This is a genomic window from Listeria sp. PSOL-1 (assembly GCF_902806445.1).
Taxonomy (GTDB): Bacteria; Bacillota; Bacilli; order Lactobacillales; family Listeriaceae; genus Listeria.
The window spans coordinates 839,723-861,640 of sequence record NZ_LR760298.1; the positions used below are offsets into that span (position 1 = coordinate 839,723).

Annotated in this window: 21 protein-coding genes and 2 other annotated features (1 of these 23 running past the window's edge); all 21 genes read right to left on the reverse strand. The window is 36.9% G+C overall.

Annotated features, from left to right (window positions below):
* Positions 1-2,577, reverse strand: a complete 2,577-nt coding sequence (gene mutS / locus G6Q10_RS04145) for a DNA mismatch repair protein MutS (protein ID WP_163653231.1) — start codon at positions 2,575-2,577, stop codon at positions 1-3.
* 47 nt (positions 2,578-2,624) lie between these two features.
* On the reverse strand, positions 2,625-2,978 hold the full coding sequence (locus G6Q10_RS04150; protein ID WP_163653235.1) for a YlbF/YmcA family competence regulator: 354 nt from the start codon (positions 2,976-2,978) through the stop codon (positions 2,625-2,627).
* 15 nt (positions 2,979-2,993) lie between these two features.
* Complete coding sequence (locus tag G6Q10_RS04155; RefSeq protein ID WP_163653238.1) at positions 2,994-3,791, reverse strand: TIGR00282 family metallophosphoesterase; 798 nt, start codon at positions 3,789-3,791, stop codon at positions 2,994-2,996.
* Positions 3,788-4,285, reverse strand: coding sequence for a GNAT family N-acetyltransferase (locus tag G6Q10_RS04160; protein ID WP_232057786.1), 498 nt, complete (start codon positions 4,283-4,285; stop codon positions 3,788-3,790). The genes G6Q10_RS04155 and G6Q10_RS04160 overlap by 4 nt, the downstream gene beginning before the upstream one ends.
* A gap of 19 nt (positions 4,286-4,304) precedes the next feature.
* On the reverse strand, positions 4,305-5,153 hold the full coding sequence (pheA, locus tag G6Q10_RS04165; RefSeq protein WP_163653241.1) for a prephenate dehydratase: 849 nt from the start codon (positions 5,151-5,153) through the stop codon (positions 4,305-4,307).
* A gap of 37 nt (positions 5,154-5,190) precedes the next feature.
* Positions 5,191-6,480, reverse strand: a complete 1,290-nt coding sequence (obgE, locus tag G6Q10_RS04170; RefSeq protein ID WP_163655725.1) for a GTPase ObgE — start codon at positions 6,478-6,480, stop codon at positions 5,191-5,193.
* A 171-nt stretch (positions 6,481-6,651) separates the two neighbouring features.
* Positions 6,652-8,145 (reverse strand): glycerol kinase GlpK, encoded by a 1,494-nt coding sequence (glpK, locus tag G6Q10_RS04175; protein WP_163653244.1) that lies wholly within the window; start codon positions 8,143-8,145, stop codon positions 6,652-6,654.
* Between the two features lie 21 nt (positions 8,146-8,166).
* Positions 8,167-8,985: an MIP/aquaporin family protein gene (locus G6Q10_RS04180; protein WP_163653247.1), complete on the reverse strand. Its 819-nt coding sequence runs from the start codon at positions 8,983-8,985 to the stop codon at positions 8,167-8,169.
* Positions 8,986-9,193: 208 nt separating this feature from the next.
* Positions 9,194-9,484 (reverse strand): 50S ribosomal protein L27, encoded by a 291-nt coding sequence (gene rpmA, locus G6Q10_RS04185; RefSeq protein ID WP_163653250.1) that lies wholly within the window; start codon positions 9,482-9,484, stop codon positions 9,194-9,196.
* Positions 9,485-9,496: 12 nt separating this feature from the next.
* Entirely contained in the window at positions 9,497-9,814 is a 318-nt protein-coding gene (locus G6Q10_RS04190) for a ribosomal-processing cysteine protease Prp (RefSeq protein WP_163653253.1), read from the reverse strand.
* A gap of 16 nt (positions 9,815-9,830) precedes the next feature.
* On the reverse strand, positions 9,831-10,139 hold the full coding sequence (gene rplU / locus G6Q10_RS04195; RefSeq protein ID WP_163653256.1) for a 50S ribosomal protein L21: 309 nt from the start codon (positions 10,137-10,139) through the stop codon (positions 9,831-9,833).
* Between the two features lie 10 nt (positions 10,140-10,149).
* Positions 10,150-10,231: a sequence feature (ribosomal protein L21 leader region), on the reverse strand.
* 59 nt (positions 10,232-10,290) lie between these two features.
* Positions 10,291-11,631, reverse strand: a complete 1,341-nt coding sequence (locus tag G6Q10_RS04200; protein ID WP_163653259.1) for a ribonuclease E/G — start codon at positions 11,629-11,631, stop codon at positions 10,291-10,293.
* 62 nt (positions 11,632-11,693) lie between these two features.
* The gene (minD, locus tag G6Q10_RS04205; protein WP_163653263.1) at positions 11,694-12,497 is read right to left on the reverse strand and encodes a septum site-determining protein MinD; all 804 of its coding nucleotides are present in this window, start codon (positions 12,495-12,497) and stop codon (positions 11,694-11,696) included.
* Positions 12,498-12,499: 2 nt separating this feature from the next.
* The gene (gene minC / locus G6Q10_RS04210) at positions 12,500-13,177 is read right to left on the reverse strand and encodes a septum site-determining protein MinC (RefSeq protein WP_163653265.1); all 678 of its coding nucleotides are present in this window, start codon (positions 13,175-13,177) and stop codon (positions 12,500-12,502) included.
* A 143-nt stretch (positions 13,178-13,320) separates the two neighbouring features.
* Positions 13,321-13,845 carry a rod shape-determining protein MreD gene (gene mreD, locus G6Q10_RS04215; protein ID WP_163653268.1) on the reverse strand — a complete coding sequence of 175 codons (525 nt, stop codon included), beginning with the start codon at positions 13,843-13,845 and terminating at the stop codon, positions 13,321-13,323.
* Positions 13,846-13,848: 3 nt separating this feature from the next.
* Positions 13,849-14,739, reverse strand: a complete 891-nt coding sequence (gene mreC, locus G6Q10_RS04220; RefSeq protein WP_163653271.1) for a rod shape-determining protein MreC — start codon at positions 14,737-14,739, stop codon at positions 13,849-13,851.
* A 73-nt stretch (positions 14,740-14,812) separates the two neighbouring features.
* Positions 14,813-15,832 (reverse strand): rod shape-determining protein, encoded by a 1,020-nt coding sequence (locus tag G6Q10_RS04225; protein WP_163653273.1) that lies wholly within the window; start codon positions 15,830-15,832, stop codon positions 14,813-14,815.
* A 189-nt stretch (positions 15,833-16,021) separates the two neighbouring features.
* Positions 16,022-16,693: a RadC family protein gene (radC, locus tag G6Q10_RS04230; RefSeq protein ID WP_163653275.1), complete on the reverse strand. Its 672-nt coding sequence runs from the start codon at positions 16,691-16,693 to the stop codon at positions 16,022-16,024.
* 18 nt (positions 16,694-16,711) lie between these two features.
* Positions 16,712-17,428 (reverse strand): prepilin peptidase, encoded by a 717-nt coding sequence (locus G6Q10_RS04235; protein WP_163653277.1) that lies wholly within the window; start codon positions 17,426-17,428, stop codon positions 16,712-16,714.
* A 207-nt stretch (positions 17,429-17,635) separates the two neighbouring features.
* Entirely contained in the window at positions 17,636-18,931 is a 1,296-nt protein-coding gene (locus G6Q10_RS04240; RefSeq protein ID WP_163653280.1) for a bifunctional folylpolyglutamate synthase/dihydrofolate synthase, read from the reverse strand.
* Positions 18,932-19,106: 175 nt separating this feature from the next.
* Positions 19,107-21,758, reverse strand: a complete 2,652-nt coding sequence (locus G6Q10_RS04245; protein WP_163653282.1) for a valine--tRNA ligase — start codon at positions 21,756-21,758, stop codon at positions 19,107-19,109.
* A gap of 45 nt (positions 21,759-21,803) precedes the next feature.
* Positions 21,804-21,918: a binding site (T-box leader), on the reverse strand; it runs 109 nt beyond the window's last position.

The following is a 21,918-nucleotide window of genomic DNA, read 5'->3' on the forward strand; positions in this document are numbered from 1 at the left end:
TTATTCGTCCTCCAATTTATTTTGTAACTCGTAAAGTTTATTTATCGCATCAAGTGGTGTCATTTGCATTAATTTTAAGGTGCGAATTTGGTTAAGAATTTTATTGGCTTGTTTTGTATCTGTTTTTGTTTCTTCAAGTGGAAACATGGCAAGTTGGGTTTCTTGTTGACGTGGTGCCTTTTCTTTTGTTTTTTCGTTTTTTGTTTCAAGCTGATTTAAAATTTCACTGGCACGCTTAATTAAAGCTTTTGGAAGTCGTGCAAGTTCTGCCACATGAATCCCATAACTTTTATCGGCAGGACCTTCTTTGATTTTGTGTAAAAAGACAACTTTGCCATTTTCTTCAACAGCACTCACATGAATATTGTTTAGGTTTGGCAAGGTTTTTTCTAAGACGGTTAGCTCATGGTAGTGTGTTGAAAATAATGTTTTGGCATGAACGTTTTCATGAATATACTCGATGATTGCTTGTGCTAGTGCCATCCCGTCATAGGTGGCTGTTCCGCGTCCAATTTCATCAAAAAGAATCAAACTGTTTTCTGTAGCGTTAACAATCGCGTTTTGCGCTTCTAACATTTCTACCATAAAGGTACTTTGACCAGCAATTAAATCATCCGCAGCGCCAATCCTTGTAAAAATTTGATCAAAAATCGGTAAGGTTGCTTCTTCTGCTGGGACAAAGCAACCGATTTGCGCACAGATTGCTGTTAAAGCGATTTGACGCATGTAGGTGCTTTTACCAGACATATTAGGTCCAGTGATTAAGAGAAGCTCTCGTTCATTATTCATTTCGCAATCGTTGGCTACATAACTCTGGATGCCCATTACTTTTTCCACCACTGGATGTCTGCCAGATTTGATCGATAGCTTGCCTGTTTCACTTAATATGGGGCGGATAAAGTGATTTTTTTCGCTGATTTCAGCAAAGCTTTGTAAACAATCCACTTCACTGATTAGTTTCGCTAGTTTTTGTAAACGTTCGATAAATTGTTTAACGACTTCACGGACTTCTGTGAAAAGTTGATATTCAAGCTCTATGCTTTTTTCTTCAGCTTCTAGGATTAATTTTTCTTTTTCTTTTAATTCGGGTGTAATGTAGCGTTCTGCATTGGCAAGCGTTTGTTTTCGTTCATAGCGCCCTTCTTCAAGCAGATGCGTATTGGCACGTGTAACTTCAATATAATAGCCAAATACTCGATTAAAGCCTACTTTAAGCGATTTGATATTGGTTCGTTCGCGTTCTTTTTTTTCAAGTTCTGCAATCCAGTGTTTACCATTTCTGCTGGCGTCGCGATACGTGTCTAAATTTTGATGATAGCCATCTTTAATAATTCCTCCTTCTCGAATTGAAAGCGGTGGCAAATCAATGATGGCTCGTTCTAGTAATTCTGTAAGCTCAGTGCATGGATCAAGATTATTTGCCAGGTCTGTGAGGTTTTTAGCGTCTTTCATCGAGGTCAGGGTGGCTTTAATTTTAGGGATTTGATAAAGTGAATTACGCAATTGGATTAAATCGCGTGCGTTAACGTTCCCGTAAGCAACACGACCGGCTAAGCGTTCTAAATCATACACATTTTTTAAATTTTCTACAAGTTCAACGCGTTCAAAAAAATGATCCATCAATTCATTGACATCCTTTTGTCTTGTTTCGATCATTGTTCGATCAATTAAAGGTCTATCAATCCACTGTTTCATTTGCCTTGCGCCCATGGCAGTTTTTGTATTATCTAAAAGCCAAAGTAGTGTGCCTTGACGTCCTTTCCCACGAATGGATTCAGAAAGTTCAAGGTTGCGCTTTGAATAATAATCTATTTTCATAAAATGATTGGTTTCGTAATGAATCGCTTTTTGTAAATGGCCAAGGTCCCGTTTTTGTGTTGCGATTAAGTAATTTAAGAGTTTGCTGATGGCTTTTTTTTCAGTTAATGTCATTGATCGATCAATAAGATTTGTAAAGGCTTCCGTTGGTTCTTCATTTTCATAAATAGAAAGGGTTAAACCGAGCTGTTCCTTTAGTGTTTCATCCATGATGAGTGCATCATTTGAAGATGCAACTAGTTCTTTAACTGAAAGCGTTGTTAACTCATTTGTTAAGCGTCCAATTTCTGGCTTTAATAACGTTGATTTTAATTCACCCGTAGATAGATCACAATAAGCAAAACCATATTCTTTATTTTCATAGATAAACAAAGAGGCAATATAATTATTTTCTTTTTCTTTTAACCCTTTTTCATCCATAACCATTCCAGGCGAAATTAATTGAACAACTTCTCGCTTAACCATGCCTTTTGTTGTTTTAGGATCTTCTACCTGTTCACAAATGGCGACTTTATAACCTTTTTCGATTAATGTATCAATATAGCCACTGGCAGAATGATACGGAACACCACACATTGGAATTTTTTCTGTTCCTCCACCTTCTCGTCCTGTAAGTGTAATTTCTAGAATTTGTGAAGCTCTTAGTGCATCATCGAAGAACATTTCATAAAAATCACCCAATCTAAAGAACAGAAAGGCATCTTGATAATTTTCTTTAATACTAAGATATTGTTTCATCATTGGTGTGTATTCTGTCATCTTCCTCATCATCCCTTACTTTTGTTTATTAAAAGAAAAACAGTTTTTTATTTCTCAATATGTTGCGAGATTTGTTTTGCTATCTCTTTTGTTAAAAGTTGGATGAGATCATTCGCTTCTAATTGTGCTCTCCTATATTCAGTGACGATCGGCAAACGATCTATTTCCTCGTTTAATTCCTTAATTTGTTGTTCTACTTGACGTAGTGCTTCGTGTTTTTGGTAATGCTCTAAATTAACGGCTTGTTTTTGTAAATCTTTAATGGCTGCTATTTTTTGTTTGATTTTTTCGTTTTCATGAATACGAGCCTCAGCAGTCCGGTAAAAAGCTACTTCATCAGTTTCGGCAAGTTTATCGCGTAATTGCTCTGCTTGCTTGATAATTTTTTCTTTTTGATCCAAGAGATTTCCTCCAAATTAATAAAATGGGTGATCTTCATTGATTAAAATGCGTTCTATTTTCTTGGCTTTTCCAGTCGTTGCATCAAGTGAGATTAAGCAAGCAGAAAGGACTGGACGCCCGTTTTTTGGTACTTCAAAACGCGTTGGCAGTGAACTTAGAAAACGTCTTATAACTGCTTCTTTTTCCATGCCTAAAATAGCATCATAAGGTCCTGTCATTCCAACATCAGTTAAATAAGCCGTGCCTTTTGGTAAGATGCGATTATCGGAGGTTTGGACATGAGTATGTGTTCCGATAACAGCTGAAACTTGTCCGTCTAAATACCATCCCATTGCTTCTTTTTCGCTTGTCGTTTCCGCATGAAAATCGATGAAAATAATATTCGTTCGTTTTTTTGTCTCTTCAATAAGCTCTCTCGCTTTGCGGAATGGATCATCTAAATCTGCCATAAATGTTCGTCCTTGTAAATTTATCACAGCGACTTCGTGGTCATTACTTTTGATAAACACCATCCCAGATCCTGGTGTTGTATCATTTGGAAAATTAGCAGGGCGAACGAGATATTTTGCTGTATCAATAAATTCAAAAATATCACGATTGTCAAAGCTATGATTGCCTAGTGTGACTGCATTTGCACCTTGTTCTAAGAATTGTTTGTAAATCTTTTCGGTGATTCCTCTACCTGAAGCTGCATTTTCTCCATTAATGATGGTGACAGTTGGCTTATATTTCTGCTTTAATTTTGGTAAATAGTCAGTAATTGCATCGCGTCCAATCGAACCAACGACATCACCGATAAATAAAATCTTCATTTTCCATTACTCCCTATCATTTGACTACGGCGTTCTAGCAAAATGACATCACGAAATTGTCCATTCATTTCGCCAAGTTTATCATACGTACATTTTTTCTGAAAACCAAATTTATCATGTAAGTGTAAACTAGCTTTGTTTTCAGGGAAAACCAATGAAAGAAGCGTCCAGAAACCAGAGCGCTCACTTTCTGTTATTAAATGTTCCATAAGTGCGACACCGATCTTTCTTCCACGTGCTTTTTCTGCAATGTAAATGCTTAATTCAGCAACACCGCGATAACTATGCATCGAGGAAAATGGTAAAAGTGCAGCAAAGCCAAGCACATCTTTCCCTTCTACTGCGACTAACCGACACTCATTTAAATATTTTTTATCCCAATCAAAAAACGTTGGGACATGTTGTTCGAAAGTTGCGTTCCTTGTTGCAATTCCTTCTTGGTAAATTTGTTGCATTAGTGGATAATGCGCTTTTTTCATTAATGTAATTTCCATAGTGATTTCCTAACTTTCTTTACAAGGTATCGATTCGGTAAACGTAATACGTGCCAAGAATATGTGTTTTCCCACCGAGAAGCTCAATTTCTTCTAAGGCATTTTCAATTAATTTATTGGCATTATTCGATAATAAATCAATGAAAAAGAAATATTCGCCAAGTGATGTTTTGAGTGGCCTTGATTCAATTTTACTCATATCGATATTTCGCCAAGCAAACGCGGCTAATACTTTGTGAAGTGCACCAGGTAGATTATTCGGTAAAATCACACTAACCGATGTTTTTTCTTCTTGTTGCTTTAATGGGATATGCACTTGTTTTCGGCTTAATACAAAAAACCTAGTTTGGTTTAGTTCGATATCTTGCGCATTTTCTTTAACAATTTTTAGGTGATATTCTTTTGCAGCCATTTTCGGAGCGATTGCTGCAATAAGTTTAGTTGGGTGATCGCTTACCCATTTAGCAGCATAGGCGGTTGATGGGGTCGCTTCTCTTTCTGCTCCGTATAATTCATTTTGCAAAAAACGATGACATTGTGCTAATCCTTGTGGGTGGCTCATGACTTTTTGGACGGATTGCCACGCGGATTCATTGCCTGGATGAACCATAACATGTTGTGCTATAGGTAAAACAAGCTCAGCTACAACAGGTACATTTGAAAAATGAAATAAGTAATCAAGTGTCACATTCACGCTTCCTTCAATTGTATTTTCAATTGGGACAATGGCGATGTCTACTTCTGACTTTTCAAGTGCAACAATACAATCAGGAATCGTGCTTTTAGCAACCATTTCTTCATGTGGAAATGCTTCTTTTGCCCCGCTATGCGTAAAAGAAGCAACGGGACCTAAATAAGCCACTTTCATAATATGAAGCCCCCTTTTTCTCTTTTGTTAACAGCTTCTATTCTTGAAATTCAAATTCATAATCAAGTAAGCGAACGGTATCGCCATCTTCGGCTCCTTTTTTCCGTAATGCTTCATCGACACCCATTGCTCTAAGTTGACGAGCGAAACGATTGATTGAAGCATCGCGTTCAAAATTGGTCATTGCGAATAAACGCTCGATCTTAGCTCCTGTAAGTACGTAAGCTCCGTCGTCATCACGACTGATTTCAAAATCAGGTTCTTCTGCTTGATATTTATATAAAACCGTATTTTCCTCTTCTTTTTCAAGTAGTTCATCGAGTGGGAATTCAGGGGTCTTTTCAAGCGTATCAATCGTATCAAGAAGAAGCTCTTTTAAACCTGTTTTTGTTAGTGCTGAGATCGGAAAAATGGTTATATCGTTGCCTATTTTCTCTTTAAAAATAGCAAGATTTTCTTCAGCTTCTGGCATGTCCATTTTATTAGCAACGATGATTTGTGGCCTTTCAAGTAGGCGTAAATTATATTCTTCTAACTCTTTATTGATAGCTAAATAATCTTCATAAGGATCTCGACCTTCAGCACCTGACATATCAATCACGTGAACGATAACACGTGTCCGCTCAATATGACGTAAAAATTGAAATCCTAGCCCTACTCCTTGGCTAGCTCCTTCGATTAATCCAGGTAAATCAGCCATAACAAAGCTTCTGCCATCGCCTGTATCTACCATCCCTAAATTAGGGACAATTGTTGTAAAATGATAGGCAGCAATTTTTGGTCGAGCTGCTGAAACAACAGATAGCAAGGTTGATTTACCAACGCTTGGAAAGCCTACCAAACCGACATCTGCTAATACTTTTAGCTCAAGTTGGACATCACGTTCTTGTCCTGGTTCGCCGTTTTCCGATAATTCAGGAGCAGGGTTCGCTGGTGTAGCAAAACGTTTGTTACCGCGACCGCCTCGGCCACCTTTTGCAATAATGGCTGTTTGACCGTGAGCTACTAAATCGGCAACCGTTTCTCCTGTATTCACATCTTTTACAATGGTACCTGGTGGAACTTTCACAACTAAATCTTCAGCGCCGCGACCATGCATGCTCTTACTCATTCCATTTTCGCCATCTTCAGCTTTGAACTTTCTCTTATAGCGAAAATCAACTAATGTTCTCATACCCTCGTCAACGATAAAAACTACATTTGCGCCTTTACCACCATCCCCGCCAGCAGGACCCCCATTTGGTACAAATTTTTCACGTCGAAAAGCAACCATTCCGTTGCCGCCAGATCCAGCTTTTACAAAAATTTTGACCTGATCTACAAACATCATTATATAATTCTCCGTTCTTTAAAGTCTTATCTTTCATTATATCAGTAAATTGTCGATTCGCAAACCATAAAAAAGGAGATTTCTAACTTTTTAGCTCTGCTATTTTCACAATCTTTTTCTTTATAAAATAAGGAGGCCAACATGAACTGGCCTCCTTGGTTTATACATTTAAACAAAAGCTTCTGCAGCTTTTACAGCTTTATTCCAGCCAGCATACAGGTCTTCTCGTTCTTTTTTCTGCATTTTGACATCAAATTTTTGATCAAGTTTCCAATGTTTTTTAATCTCAGATTTATCTTTCCATACGCCAACTGCAAGTCCTGCGAGAAAAGCCGCGCCAAGAACAGTTGTTTCTAAATTCTCCGGTCTTTCAACGGGAACACCTAAAATATCTGCTTGGAATTGCATTAAGAAATTATTCGCTGATGCCCCGCCGTCTACACGCAATGTTTTTAACTTAATGCCAGAATCATCTTCCATCACTTCTAACACATCACGTGTTTGATAAGCCAAGGATTCTAGTGTGGCTCGAATAAATTGCTCTTTTTCTGTTCCTCTTGTAATCCCAAATACTGCCCCCCGTACTGAAGAGTTCCAGTGTGGCGCACCTAATCCTACAAATGCTGGAACAACATAAACGCCATCTGTGGAGTCAATTCGTTTGGCATAGTTTTCTGAATCGCTTGATTGCCGTATCATTCTTAGTCCATCACGCAACCACTGGATAGCTGATCCTGCAACAAATATACTTCCTTCTAAAGCATATTCTACTTTGCCATCGATGCCCCAAGCAAGCGTTGTGAGCAAACCATTATTAGAACGAACAGCTTTATCACCAGTGTTCATAAGTAGAAAACAACCCGTACCATAAGTATTCTTTGCCATCCCGCTTTCAAAACAGCCTTGTCCGAAAAGTGCAGATTGTTGATCTCCAGCAATTCCTGCGACTGGAACCTCTTCGCCAAAGAAATGATACGGCACAGTTTTAGCATATTCTTCAGAAGAACTGCGCACTTCTGGGAGTAACTTTTCAGGGACATTTAACATTTTTAGTAGTTCATCATCCCATTTTAGTTCATGAATATTATAAAGCATTGTTCTTGATGCATTAGAATAGTCAGTAACATGTGCTTGGCCGCCTGTTAGTTTCCAGACAAGCCAACTATCGATTGTGCCAAATAATAATTCGCCATTTTCAGCGCGTTTTTGTGCACCATCTACATGATCTAAAATCCAGCGTATTTTGGTTCCAGAAAAATAAGGATCAATTAATAATCCTGTTTTTTCACGGATCATTTTTTCATGATTATCTTTACGTAGTTTGTTACAAATCTCTTCAGTTTGACGGGATTGCCAAACGACAGCATTATAAATAGGCGTTCCTGTTTCTTTTTCCCAAATAACCGTTGTTTCACGTTGATTTGTAATTCCAATTCCAGCAATTTGTTTGGAAGAAATGTTTGTTTTTAATAATACACCAGCAATAACAGCTAAAATGGAAGCCCAAATTTCATTCGCATCATGTTCAACCCAACCTGGCTTAGGGAATTTTTGATCAAATTCTTCTTGCTGAACACCGATAATTTCCCCTTCATCATCAATAATCATCGCTCTAGAACTTGTTGTCCCCTGATCTAATGCTAAAATATATTTTTTATCCACAAAAAATTCCTCCTTCTTCTTTTAAGCTAATCCTTTTTTCTTATCAAGTGTCATTGTTAGAATGATGATTAAAATAAATAAAACAACAAAAAGCCAGAACCAAGTAGTGATATGGCCATGAATTATCGCATTATAAGATAATCCACCTAGCCCTCCTCCGATGAGTGGACCAAAAACAGGAACAAGAGCATAGCTCCAATCTGACTTACCTTTTCCGGCAATAGGCCAGACAAAATGAGCAATTCTTGGTCCTAAGTCACGCGCGGGATTGATCGCATAACCGGTTGTTCCACCAAGGCTCATACCAATGACAATGATTAAGGCACCTACAACGAGCGGATTTAAACCTTCCGTAAATTTAGTTGATCCAAGCGAAAGTAGTCCAAAAACGAGTATAAAGGTTCCTAATGCTTCACCAAAAAAATTGGAGGTATAATGTCGAATCGCAGGCGCTGTTGAAAACACGCCTAGCTTTGTTGCTTGATCTTTTGTCTCTTTCCAATGTGGATAATAGTGTAACCACACAAGTGTTGCCCCAATAAATGCTCCTAAAAATTGAGCAATGATATATGGTAGAACATGATCCCACGGAAAATCGCCAACAAGAGCCATACTGAGCGTTACGGCTGGATTTAAATGCCCCATGCTCATATAACTTGATATGTATACACCCATTGTAACAGCTAGCCCCCAAGCGAGCGATATGAGTACCCAGCCGCTATTTTCAGCTTTTGATTTTTTCAAGACGACGCCTGCAACGACGCCACCACCAAATAATACAAGAACAGCTGTACCGAGTAATTCCCCAAGAAATTGTGTTGCTAAACTTGTGTCTATCATTTTCCTCAACTCCTTTTTGTGTCACCTCAAATAAGAAAGCGCTATTATAAAGTTATATAGGAAGAGGTGATTTTCTTTTTTTCCCTAATCTCATAGGTGTAAAACTTTATACTTCTATTTTCGTAATAAATGCTTAATAAAGCAAGTGAAACGCATTGATAGAAAAGGAAAAAGGCTAAGATTTTATTAAAAATCTTAGCCTTTGAAATTAAGCTTCTTGTGCTGCAGGGTAGACACTAACTTTTTTCTTGTCACGACCCATACGTTCAAAACGTACAACGCCATCAACTTTAGCAAAAAGTGTATCATCTCCACCACGACCCACGTTATTCCCTGGGTAAATTTTTGTACCACGTTGACGATAAAGGATAGATCCGCCAGTAACGAATTGACCGTCTGCACGTTTCGCACCTAGTCGTTTGGATTCGGAATCACGACCATTGGAAGTGGAACCGCCCCCTTTTTTGTGGGCAAAATGTTGAATATCAAATTTTAACATAAAAGACACCTCCTATTTGGAGCTTATTTTTATATGATCAGGATAGCTATACGCCAATGATCGTAGTTGATTCACCATGCCTGTAAGCAGAATTTGGACTGTTTCATTCTTTATATATGCTTCTGGTAAAGTATAACGAAGGAAGCCTTCACTTTTTTTTATAATCGGATCAAAATCACATACTTCAGAAATGGCATTCACCATCCCAAATGCAATCGATGAAGCTCCGGCACAAACCAAATCACTACCATGTTCGGCGTAATTAGCGTGCCCATTCATTGTAAAAGAAATGATATGGTCATTTTTCTGTTCAACAGTCACTTGAATCATAAGTTCGTCCTTTCAATTAAGCGTTGATCGCTTCAATTGTTAATTTTGTATAAGGTTGACGATGACCTTGTTTTTTGTGGTAATTCTTTTTAGGTTTATATTTGAAAACCGTAAGCTTCTTAGCGCGACCTTGTTTTTCAACTTTAGCAGTAACTGTTGCTCCATCAACAAATGGGGCACCTACTTTGGTAGCATCGCCAGAAACAAAAAGAACCTTATCCAAAGTGATCACATCACCAACTTCACCATTTAGTTTTTCAACATAGATTTCTTGGCCAGCTTCAACTTTGATTTGTTTACCACCTGTTTCAATAATTGCGTACATACTTGCACCTCCTCATACTCAGACTCGCCAGCGATGGGGATTTAACTTAAAGCTAAATAACTTGACCCATTTTTGAGCGGTTGTAGCCATGGTGCGCTACAAACATAACATTAAAATAATAGCATATTTCGCTTGAAACTGTCAATATCTTCTATTTAATCCTGCTAATTTGATAAAACGGTGTCTCTTGATTCGCAATTTCAAAGTTAAGAGGGAAATCATTTAAAGTGTTTAAATCGTGAAAAGCCTTCAAGACAGCTTCTGTTGAAATAATATTGATATAGTCTACATCAGTAGAAATGATTTCGGTTAGCTCGCGTTCTAAGCGATACGCGCATGTAGTGGCGCTTTCAACATAACCGTTTCCATGACAAAGCGAACATAATGAATGCGTTTCTTCTAATAAAGATTTTGTCTTTTTTCGGCGTGTGATTTGCATTAGCCCAGATTTTGTTAAGCCAGCAATTTGTGTGGTAATGTATTCATTTAAAACGACAGCTTCTGCTTGGTCTTTAAAATCTGCTAATGTTTTTTCTGAAAACTGACCGATAAAATCAATCACAATTAATCCTGATAAGTTACGCAACCGAATTTGGCGCATGATTTCTGGAAGGGCTTCTGTATTAATTTGCATGATAACTTTATCTTTTTCAAGTTGTTTATTAAATTGTCCTGAATTAATGTCAATGACCCACATGGCCTCGGTTTTTTCAATAACAAGTGAGGCACCATTTGCCAAACGAACAATTGGCCTAGACAGTTGCTTGATTTGCGATTCGATTTTATAATCTTTAAAAATGTTTTTTGTATATTTGTAAATGGCATTTTCGAACTTTAATTGTCTGTTGTCACAAATAATTTCACCAGGATGATAACGTTTTATCCATCCTTCTATTTGTCCTAAAAAATGATGATTTGTTTGTGAAATGAGGCCAGTTTTTTTTTGAACCGCTATTTTTTTTTGAAGTTCTTTAAAAGTGATTTTGATTTCATCTAAATGGTTAATTAATGTTTCTTTTGATAAGTTTTCAGCAGCAGAACGAATAATAACGGCTTCATTTTTATTTAATTCAGGGGTAATGATTTGTGTGAGTCGCGTTTTTTCTGTGTCATTCAATCGTTTTGAAACAGAAACATGATGGTTTCCAAAAATATAAATAAAAAAATCTGAACTGATTTCAATAAAAGCTGTGGCAAGTGGTAGTTTCGTTTTTGTACCTTCTCTAACGATCATGACAGGAATTTTTGCACCTTGCGTCGGATTTATTGTTTTGGGGAAATCTTTCAAATGAATAAATGCCTTTTTTCGGTCAATTGTAAGAAAAGCAGCAGCAATTTTTTTATCAATTTTATCGATTTGAGCTAAATAAATATCGCCGGGAAGTAATTTTTCTAAATTAGGTTGTTCGATGAGGTATTCGATAAGTTTTCCATTTTCTAGGAGTGCAGCTCTTTTTTCAGTTGTTAGTGCATTTATGATCAACTGTTTCATTTTAAATTCTCCTTATAACAAAAATTGGGCACATAAACGAATCAATCGTTATGCCCCAATTCTTATTTATTCCTAGTAAATAATTTTTTAATCCGGCTGAAAAAGCCTGTTTTTTTCGTCTCAATGGACATTAACGGAATCGATTCACCTAATAGCCTACGAGCGATATTACGATAACCTTGAGAAGCTGAGTTATTTGGAATCATAGCCACGGGGTCTCCACTGTTAGAGGAACGAATGACCTCATCATCATCAATGATAATGCCGAGAAGCTCAATGGATAAATGCGTTGTAATGTCATCAATGTCCATAACATCGCCATTTTCCATCATTTGTGTTCTGATTCGATTAATGATCAGTTTAGGTGCTTCAATATCTTCTTTTTCAAGCAAACCAATAATACGATCAGCATCACGTACAGCAGATATCTCTGGTGTTGTTACAACGATTGCTTTATCAGCGCCAGCAACAGCATTTTTATAGCCTGTTTCAATACCTGCAGGACAATCAATAAGAATAAAATCAAATTCTGGGCGAAGTTCAGTAATTAACTGCATCATTTGTTCCCCGTTAACGGCAGATTTATCCGTTGTTTGCGCAGCAGGAAGTAAGAATAGTAAATCACCAAATCGTTTATCCTTAATGATGGCTTGATGTATTTTACAGCGGCCATTTATGACATCTACTAAATCATAAATAATACGGTTTTCAAGACCTAGTACAACATCCAGATTTCTGAGACCAATATCCATATCGATCAAGCAGACTTTCTTGCCTTGAAGCGCAAGTGCTGTCCCTAGATTGGCAGTAGAAGTAGTTTTACCTACACCGCCTTTCCCAGAAGTAATGACTATAGCTTCCCCCATATTTAACGCCCTCCTTGAAAATTAGATATTTCTGGTCTAATTTTTCTAATCTTATGTATTTCATCAATGACTATCTCATTTTTTTCAGAAATGTAAGCTGAGAATAGTTCTGTGTCTTCTATTTCTTTGTAATCTTCGCTATCAAAACCAAAAAACTTATCTGCAATGCGAACTTGTGAAGGATATAAAAATTTTCCAGCAATAACGGCTTGTTTATTTCCTTCAAAACCAGCATGAATAATGCCTTTAATATCACCTAAGACAAAAACATTACCATTTGCACGAATTTGGCCACCTGGATTTACGTCACCAATTAAAAGGAAATCTCCTGGAACATGAAGAACCTGCCCAGAGCGTACAATTGTTGCCATCGAGTAAACTTGTTCACGCTCTTTCCATTCGCGTGCTTCTTTTTTAGTTATTACGTCGCTATAAAACGCGCTGATTTGCATCTGACTATTTTCATTGATAATATTTGTAATTCGTGTTTCTTCTTCTGGTGAAAACAGACGATTGCCTAATTGAACTTTCACTAGCAGCTTCTCTTCTTTTTCGGTAGCTTGGTTTTGTTCTTTTAAGCGTTCAAATAGTTCAGTTTCAATTTCTGACACGCTAGCTTCATCATCTAAAAAAACAACGATACCATCTTTTGTGCCTTTGATTTGCACATTTTTTTTCATGTGATCCCTTCACCCCACAAGCAAATTTTTAAGTTGTCATCCGTTCGTTTCGTTGTCAGCTTTTATTATACCAGAAAACCATCAATTAGCGGTAATTTTTAAAGAAAAAGCAGCTAAATCCAAATACATTGGATAAGCTACTTTTAAATTTTTTCCGATTTTTTTAGTTTATCAATAAAGAATTGAAACGGAAAGAAAACAAGCAGAAAAAAGGCTAAGTTAAGCAGTAGAGTTGTAACAAGTCGCGTATCTACAAAAGTGCTAATACTCATTGTTGTTGCTCCGATTAAAGTATAAAAAAGATAAACTAAGCTTTCCGTTAAAATAATATTGAAAAGTGTCACTAAACCTACAAGAATAATATTGTCATGAAGCACCTTCATAAACTTGTCTGTAAGGTAAACGATGAGTGGGAAAATAGCAAAGTAAATTCCCATGATACTTGTGTAATAAATATCAAACACTATGCCTAAAATGAAAGCATAAAGAAGTGCATGATTTCGCCGATAAAAAACAGTTAATAAGATAAGTAAGACAAGGAGAAAGTGAGGAATAAATTGCCTTGTCTCACCAAATAGTGGTTTAGCAAAGAATAAGCCAATGATCCCTTCCAAAATGAAAGTACCTATCATAATTACTGGAAGCCAAATGTTTTTTTTAACATCCATGCTTTACTCTCCTCCAGTCGTCATTTTACCTTTGTCATCACTAGCACTACTATCCGTTGTTTGTGCTGTGCGCTTTAATATGATGATATGATCTAGTTGATATAAATCAGCACCAGGCTTGATATAGGCTGTTTGCGATAGACCCATTTTGTCTGTTTCGGCTTTTTCAATAGTACCGATAAAGATTCCAGCTGGGAATTTTCCTCCCAAACCAGATGTTACAACTTTTCCTCCTTTTTTAAAGCTCATGTTATAAGGAAGTTGCTTTAATTGAAGGAGCTTGTCTTTGTTACTATAACCATTAATGATTCCATAAGCATTAGGATCGCTTTGAACCATTGCCGAAGCACGATTTCGTGTATCAGAGGAAGATAATAATTCAACGGTTGAAGATTTTGCTCCAGTCGATGTGATTTTACCGATTAAACCACCTGGCACCATGACAGCCATATCGGGTTTTACCCCATCTCTTGATCCCTTGTCAATTTCAACTTGTTCATTCCAATTTGTTGGGTTTCGTGAAATGACTGTAGCATTGATTGGATCAAAATCACGAATGCTATCTTGAATGTTAAGTGATTCTTTTAAATCCTTATTTTCTTTTGTTAAATCTGCTACTTTACTTTCCAGTTGCGTTAATCCTTCTAAACGTTTTTTTAACCGTTCATTTTCTTGATACGTATTTTTTAGGTTAGAGAGGCTGCCGATTGTTCCAGAAACAAAAGATACTGGTTTTGAAACAATATTTTCACCAAAGCCAACAACATCTTTTACGAATTGTTCAGGCCAGGAAGCATTTTCTCTATCTCGTAATGAAAAGCCGACAAGAGCCACCAAAACAATGATGGAAATTAATAAAATGATTAAACGTTTATTTAGAAAAAATTGCGGCATGACGAACACCTCATCTCGATAATCCTCTTTTTTCGTTCTAGTATTTGTTGTAATAAAATGAGTATGCTCTGCTTTAATTCATTTTTTTCTTTTTATATAAGTCCATGTTTTCAAGAGATTTCCCTGTACCGATAGCGACACAATCAAGTGGATCATCGGCAATAAGCACAGGTATTTTTGCCTCTTCTGCAATGACAGAATCTAAATTGCGAAGAAGTGCACCGCCTCCTGTAAGAACGATTCCCTTATCCATGATATCAGCAGACAACTCAGGTGGCGTGCTTTCAAGTGTGCTTTTTACTGCGTCAACAATTGCTGCTACAGTGTCAGCAAGCGCTTCTGCTATTTCTTCTTTAGTCACTTCAATTGTTTTTGGTAACCCGGTAACTAAATCACGCCCACGAATACTAAATGGAGCAAGCTCTACTCCCGGTGAACCATCAGCTGTACCAATTTCAATTTTAAGGTTTTCAGCTGTGCGTTCTCCGATCAAAAGGTTATATTTTTTACGAATATGTTGGATAATTGCAGCATCCATGTTATCGCCAGCAGTGCGCACCGAACAACTTGTTACGATGCCTCCTAAGGAAATAACCGCTACCTCGGTTGTTCCACCACCAATATCCACAACCATGCTACCTGTTGGCTCCCAAACTCGCAGATCAGCCCCAATTGCAGCTGCAAATGGTTCTTCAATGACATAGGCTTCTTTTGCCCCAGCCTGGCGAGTGGCATCAATGACTGCACGTCTTTCTACACCTGTAATACCAGAAGGCACACAAATCACGGCACGAGGTTTTCTAGCACTCATTCCTTTTGGCATTGCTTTTTGAATGTAGTATTTCAGCATCGCAGCAGTTGTATCATAGTCAGCTATAACGCCATCTTTCATTGGACGAATGGCAACAATATTTCCAGGGGTTCTCCCAATCATATTTTTTGCCTCGCTACCAACAGCAACGATTTCCTGTGTAACTTTATTCATCGCTACAACAGAAGGTTCTCTAAGTACAATATTTTTTCCTTTTGACCAAACAAGTGTGTTGACGGTGCCTAAATCAATTCCAATATCGCTGTTTCTAAATCCAAGCATCTATATTCTCCTTTTCTCTCAAATTAATCTTTTGTATATACGATGGGTTTTACACAGTTTAGTTCACTTATTCCTCATGTCAAGTTTCGATCTAAGTGTATAGACAACCATTTCATTATAACATAAGTGTTGGATTCAGACATTAATTTTTAATTAGAAGCTTAAAATTTATATTTTTCTTGAACTCTTTTATAAATAACCTTGTTCTTTTAAACTTAAATATTTGTATCGAGCAATAATAATGTGATCGATAATGTTAATACCAACTAAGTCGCCTACTTCTTGCAGCCTTTTTGTTACGAGGATATCTTCACTTGATGGGGTTGGATCTCCTGATGGGTGATTATGAAAACACATAATAGAAGCTGCTGACTTTCTCAGTGCCAGTTTAAAAACTTCACGAGGATGGACGATGCTCATATTTAAGCTACCGATAAAAATAGTTTCCCTGTGAATAATTTGATTTTTAGTATTTAAGAAAAGGCAATGAAAGTGTTCTTGATATAAAAAGCTAAGTTCCGGTTGAACAATTTTCACAGCATCACGTGGTGTTCGGATGACAATGCTCTCTTGTTCGTTCACTAAGTTTATTCTTTTGCCAAGCTCAATAGCAGCCATTATCTTAACTGCTTTGGCAAGCCCAATGCCATTAATTTTTTGAAATTCTTCGATTGTTGCATATTGCATTTCAGTCACATGGCGAAATTGCATGATCATTCGTGTTGCAACTTCGATTACATTTTCTTTTTTTGTACCAGTTTCAAGGATTAAGGCAATTAATTCCGTTGTAAGCAATGACTCTATGCCAAGGCTTTGTGCTTTTTCTCGAGGTCTTTCTGATTTTTTAATGTTTTTTAACATGCCTATCACAACCCCTTTCTATGATTCATATGGATAGATAATTTGAATGATGTATCCAATATAAATAAAGGGTATAAAAGGGATTTTGGTTTTTTTATTTATTTTACGCATCAATAAAGCAGCGGTGACTGCAACCAGTGCTATAATGAGTGCAGTGAGGAAGATGTATTGTCCCTTTTTGAAACCAAATCCTAGTGTTAGGATGATCATCAGTTTAATATCCCCTAAGCCAATATTACGTTTGACAAGGAAAAAGAGGAGCATAAATAAACTAAAGCTACTCATTAATAGATAAAGATAGCTGCTCCAAGTTAGTTCAAATGATAAACGATAAATAGAAATATAGAAAAATAAGCCAATTAACAAGGAGTTCGGGACAAAGAGATAGTAAAGATCACTGATGACAAAAAAGGTTAAAACTAAAAAGATAATACTCAGGTGCCAAAAAGGTTGACTGAATTGATATTTTAAATAGAGAAAAACGACGACGCTAGGTGTGAAAACTTCTCCAAATAAATAAATGAATGCTAGTTTTTTCTGACAACACCTTGTCTTACCCTTTTGGTATAAAAAAGAAAAGATAGGAATTTTTTCAAGGACGGTGAGCTTTTTTTTACAATAATCACAATGTGAAAATCTAAATAAGAAAGGTTGCTGAATTGAGAAGTTTTGGGCAGCTACTTGGATAAAAGAATATAAAATGGACGTATAGACAAAAATAAGAAAAATGATCACGTATATTCCTCCTATCTTAGCGTTGCATATGATTAACATGATTGTATCAATAGGAAGAAAAACTTGCATCTTGCGGAAAACTAATTTTAGGGCGAAAAGTGCTCATAAAATCCTTTTTTCCATACAAAAAACGAATACTTTCAGAACTTTTTTGCTGTTAAAAAACGATTTCATGTATTTAGGGATTAGAAACAGCCCTATAAATGGTTAATCTAAAATATTTTCTGTTAATAATTGTCTAACTTCAGCAATAAAATAAAGAGAACCTGTTATGAGTAGACATGTTGAGTCTAGCGAAGAAATTTGTTCTTTGATAAAAACTTGCCAATCCTCTACTTTCTCAATTTGGTTGTTTAAAGCAACTTCTGTTAGGATTTCTTTTGTCATTGCTCGTGGATAATCGAAAGTTGTTAAACACAACTTGCTGTTTGGAATCGTTTTTAATTCTTTGATCATCTCTTGATAATTTTTGTCTTGTAATGCACTAAACAAGATGATTTTTTCCTCATTTATTTGCTTTACCGTTTCTTTAAATGCACGTATGCCTTCTGGGTTATGCGCCCCATCAAGAATAATCAAGGGCTCTTTAGAAAGTGTTTCCATCCTTCCTTTCCATGCTGCATTTATGAGGCCACTACGTATGGCTTCTACAGACAGATGAATTTGGCCGCTATTCTTTAGTTCTAGTAACGTTGCAATAGCTACAGCCGCATTATTCACCTGATGAGGACCTTCTAGACTAACCGTTAGATCAGGCAACCTTTTTGTTTCACCGATAAAAGTAAATGTGTTTTGTCTTCTGGATTTTACTTGGAAGTCTACGCCTAACTGCTTTATTTTGGCATGTTTTTTTTGACTAATGTCATGAAGGACTGTTTGCGCTTCTGGTTGTAAAACGCCTGAAATAATGGGGATTTCTTGCTTGATTATTCCGCCCTTTTCAGCTGTGATTTGTTCAAGTGTATTACCTAAGAATTCCATGTGGTCTAAGCCAACTGTTGTGATGACAGAAATAAGTGGTTGTAAAACATTGGTTGAATCTAGCCTTCCGCCAAGGCCTACCTCGATAACACCAAAGTCAATCGCCGTATGATACTTTGCGAAATAAAGGAACATCATCGCTGTAATGATTTCAAATTCAGATGGAGGGCCGAATTTGCTGTTTGCGATTTCTTCTACAATTGGCTTAATATGTTGAACGAGAAGGAGAATTTCATCATTAGAAATTGGTTTTCCATTCACGCTAATGCGTTCGTTAAAAGATTCGATATAAGGCGAAGTAAATGTGCCCACTTGATAACCTTCTGCTTCAAGCATTGAGCGGATGAATGTTAAGGTAGAACCTTTGCCATTTGTACCAGCGACATGAATCCATGAATGTGCTTTTTCTGGATGTCCTAATTTTTCAAGCATCAATTGCATACGACTTAATCCTGGCTTAATTCCTAATCTAAGTGTGCCATGGATCCATTCTAGCGCTTTTTCATACGTATGAATTTCCATTTTCTTCCTCCTCTATAAAAAATGAGATTCAGCTCTATTTTTTAAGAAATAGCGTATAGGTTCTACATTTCAAACACGGCAAATCGAGCGAAAGCATTTGTATTGAAGAAGGCTGCATGTGAGAGTCGAAGAGCCTTCTTCAATTGCGAACACTTGTCACTCGATTTATTTTGTCTTAACGATTTTCCCTGAGTGTCGTCATGCGTTCCTCAACAGAAGCTTTTTTCGCAAGATAGTCCTGTTCTTTTTCGCGTTCTTCTTGAACTACTTTTTCAGGCGCCTTAGCAACAAAACGTTCGTTGTTAAGCTTATTTTGAACGCGTGTGATTTCTTTCTGCCATTTCTCACGTTCTTTTTCTAGGCGACTAAGCTCTTCATCGATGTTAATTAATCCTTCAAGTGGTAAATAAATTTCAGCGCCAGTAATTATTGCTGACATCGCCGTATTACTTGGTTTAACTTCAGAAGAAATCGTTAATTTTTCTGGATTGCAGAATCGTTCAATATAAGATGCGTTTTCTGCAATAATTTGTTTATAGTGTTCGTTTGTTGGCTTAATTTCAATCGCTACGGGTTTGCTTAATGGTGTTCCTACTTCAGCTCGAATATTACGGACCGAACGGATGATTTCAACCAATACTTTCATTGCTTCCGAGGCATCTTGATCAATGTGATTTGCATTTACTTCTGGCCAAGAGCTAATTGTAATCGATTTTCCGTTGTGAGGTAAATTTTGCCATATTTCTTCTGTAACAAAAGGCATAAATGGATGAAGCAAGCGCATCGTTTGATCCAATACGTAAGCAAGTATTGATTTGGTTGTTAACTTAGCTTTTTCGTCTTCCCCATAAAGTGAGATCTTAGCAATTTCAATATACCAGTCACAGAATTCATCCCAAATGAAATTATAAAGTGTCCGTCCCACTTCTCCAAATTCATATTTTTCTGCTAAGATTGTTACGGTTTCAATCGTTTCATTTAATCTTGTCAAAATCCATTTATCGCTTACTGCAGTTATATTGGTTAAATTAATTTGATCGTAGCTTAATCCATCCATGTTAATTAAAGCAAAGCGAGAGGCATTCCATATTTTATTAATAAAATTCCAAGTGGATTCTACTTTTTCAAAACTAAATTTTAAATCTTGTCCGGGCGCTGTTCCAGTTGATAGTGTATAACGCAGTGAATCTGCTCCATACTTATTAATCACATCGATAGGATCTACACCATTTCCAAGTGATTTCGACATTTTTTTTCCTTCAGCATCGCGAACTAATCCATGAATCAGTGTATCTTTAAATGGACGTTTTCCAGTAAATTCAACAGACTCAAAAATCATGCGTGAAACCCAAAAATAAATAATATCATAACCCGTTACAAGCGTACTTGTTGGGAAAAAATGGTTAAAATCTTGATTGTCGATATTTGGCCATCCAAGCGTAGAAAATGGCCATAGTGCGGAACTAAACCATGTATCTAAAACGTCTTCATCTTGCCGCCACTCTGTTACGTTTTCTGGAGGATTTTCGCCAACGTAAATTTCGCCAGTTTCATGATGATACCACGCTGGGATACGATGGCCCCACCAAAGCTGACGTGAGATGCACCAATCGTGGATATTTTCCATCCAGGTGACATACATTTTTTCAAAGCGTTTTGGAATGAAGTGTACTTTATCTTCACTTTCTTGTAACTCAAGTGCTTTTTTGGCAAGTGGGGCCATTTTAACGAACCATTGTTTGGATAAATAAGGTTCAACAACAGCACCAGTTCTTTCGGAATGACCAACAGAATGAAGATGAGGCTCTTGTTTGATAAATAGGCCTAATTCTTTAAAGTCTTGAATAATGGCTTTGCGCGCTTCTAATCTGCTCATTCCATGATATTTACCAGCACTTTCATTCATCGTTGCCTCTTCATTCATAACGATAATGCGTGGCAAATCATGTCTATTCCCCACTTCAAAATCGTTTGGGTCGTGTGCAGGAGTAATTTTTACAGCTCCTGAACCAAAATCACGCTCAACATATTCGTCTCCTACAATCGGAATTTCACGCCCTAATATTGGGAGTGTAATGGTTTTCCCGATCAAATGTTGATATCTTTCATCTTTTGGATGAACTGCTACAGCTGTGTCTCCAGGTATGGTTTCTGGTCTTGTTGTCGCAACTTCTAAATAACCAGAGCCATCAGTTAATGGATATTTTAGATGAAAAAATTGTCCTTCGACATCTTTATGAATAACCTCAATATCTGATAAAGCCGTTTTAGCTACTGGATCCCAGTTAATAATATATTGTCCGCGGTAAATTAGTCCTTTTTCATAAAGCGAAATAAATACTTTCTTTACTGCGTCTGAAAGCCCCTCATCTAAAGTAAAACGTTCGCGTGAATAATCAAGCCCAAGCCCTAACTTCTCCCATTGTTCACGGATAAAAGAAGCATATTCTTCTTTCCAGTCCCACACTTGCTTAACAAATTTTTCACGTCCTAGGTCGTGTCTTGTGATGTTTGTTTCACGTAATTTTTCTTCCACTTTTGCTTGTGTGGCAATACCAGCATGATCCATACCGGGAAGATAAAGGGTATCATAGCCTTGCATTCGTTTCATACGTGTAATAATATCTTGCAAAGTTGTATCCCAAGCATGTCCTAAATGTAGTTTTCCAGTAACATTTGGTGGTGGTATAACAACACTAAATGATTTTTTTGACGGATTCCCTTCAGCTTTAAAAAATTGATTTTCTAACCACCACTGATATTTACCTTTTTCAACAGTTTGTGGATCATATTTAGTGGGCATGTTTATCTCACTATTTTCGGTCATATAAAACCCTCCTTTTTCAATAAAAAAACCCTTTTCATCCTTAAAATAAAGGACGAAAAGGGTATGTTTTCGCGGTACCACCTTTTTACTTGTTAAAACAAGCACTTCATTGAAATAACGACGCATAAGCACCGGCTTTTCCTACTAAATATCATTTCAG

Excerpts from the sequence above, each read along its gene's own strand:
- mutS (WP_163653231.1), bottom strand. The coding sequence starts at position 2,577 with ATGACAGAATACACACCAATGATGAAACAATATCTTAGTATTAAAGAA.
- G6Q10_RS04155 (WP_163653238.1), bottom strand. The coding sequence starts at position 3,791 with ATGAAGATTTTATTTATCGGTGATGTCGTTGGTTCGATTGGACGCGAT.
- G6Q10_RS04160 (WP_232057786.1), bottom strand. The coding sequence starts at position 4,285 with ATGGAAATTACATTAATGAAAAAAGCGCATTATCCACTAATGCAACAA.
- pheA (WP_163653241.1), bottom strand. The coding sequence starts at position 5,153 with ATGAAAGTGGCTTATTTAGGTCCCGTTGCTTCTTTTACGCATAGCGGG.
- obgE (WP_163655725.1), bottom strand. The coding sequence starts at position 6,480 with ATGTTTGTAGATCAGGTCAAAATTTTTGTAAAAGCTGGATCTGGCGGC.
- G6Q10_RS04180 (WP_163653247.1), bottom strand. The coding sequence starts at position 8,985 with ATGATAGACACAAGTTTAGCAACACAATTTCTTGGGGAATTACTCGGT.
- rpmA (WP_163653250.1), bottom strand. The coding sequence starts at position 9,484 with ATGTTAAAATTTGATATTCAACATTTTGCCCACAAAAAAGGGGGCGGT.
- G6Q10_RS04190 (WP_163653253.1), bottom strand. The coding sequence starts at position 9,814 with ATGATTCAAGTGACTGTTGAACAGAAAAATGACCATATCATTTCTTTT.
- rplU (WP_163653256.1), bottom strand. The coding sequence starts at position 10,139 with ATGTACGCAATTATTGAAACAGGTGGTAAACAAATCAAAGTTGAAGCT.
- G6Q10_RS04200 (WP_163653259.1), bottom strand. The coding sequence starts at position 11,631 with ATGAAACAGTTGATCATAAATGCACTAACAACTGAAAAAAGAGCTGCA.
- minD (WP_163653263.1), bottom strand. The coding sequence starts at position 12,497 with ATGGGGGAAGCTATAGTCATTACTTCTGGGAAAGGCGGTGTAGGTAAA.
- minC (WP_163653265.1), bottom strand. The coding sequence starts at position 13,177 with ATGAAAAAAAATGTGCAAATCAAAGGCACAAAAGATGGTATCGTTGTT.
- mreD (WP_163653268.1), bottom strand. The coding sequence starts at position 13,845 with ATGGATGTTAAAAAAAACATTTGGCTTCCAGTAATTATGATAGGTACT.
- mreC (WP_163653271.1), bottom strand. The coding sequence starts at position 14,739 with ATGCCGCAATTTTTTCTAAATAAACGTTTAATCATTTTATTAATTTCC.
- G6Q10_RS04225 (WP_163653273.1), bottom strand. The coding sequence starts at position 15,832 with ATGCTTGGATTTAGAAACAGCGATATTGGAATTGATTTAGGCACCGTC.
- radC (WP_163653275.1), bottom strand. The coding sequence starts at position 16,693 with ATGTTAAAAAACATTAAAAAATCAGAAAGACCTCGAGAAAAAGCACAA.
- G6Q10_RS04240 (WP_163653280.1), bottom strand. The coding sequence starts at position 18,931 with ATGGAAATTCATACGTATGAAAAAGCGCTAGAATGGATCCATGGCACA.
- G6Q10_RS04245 (WP_163653282.1), bottom strand. The coding sequence starts at position 21,758 with ATGACCGAAAATAGTGAGATAAACATGCCCACTAAATATGATCCACAA.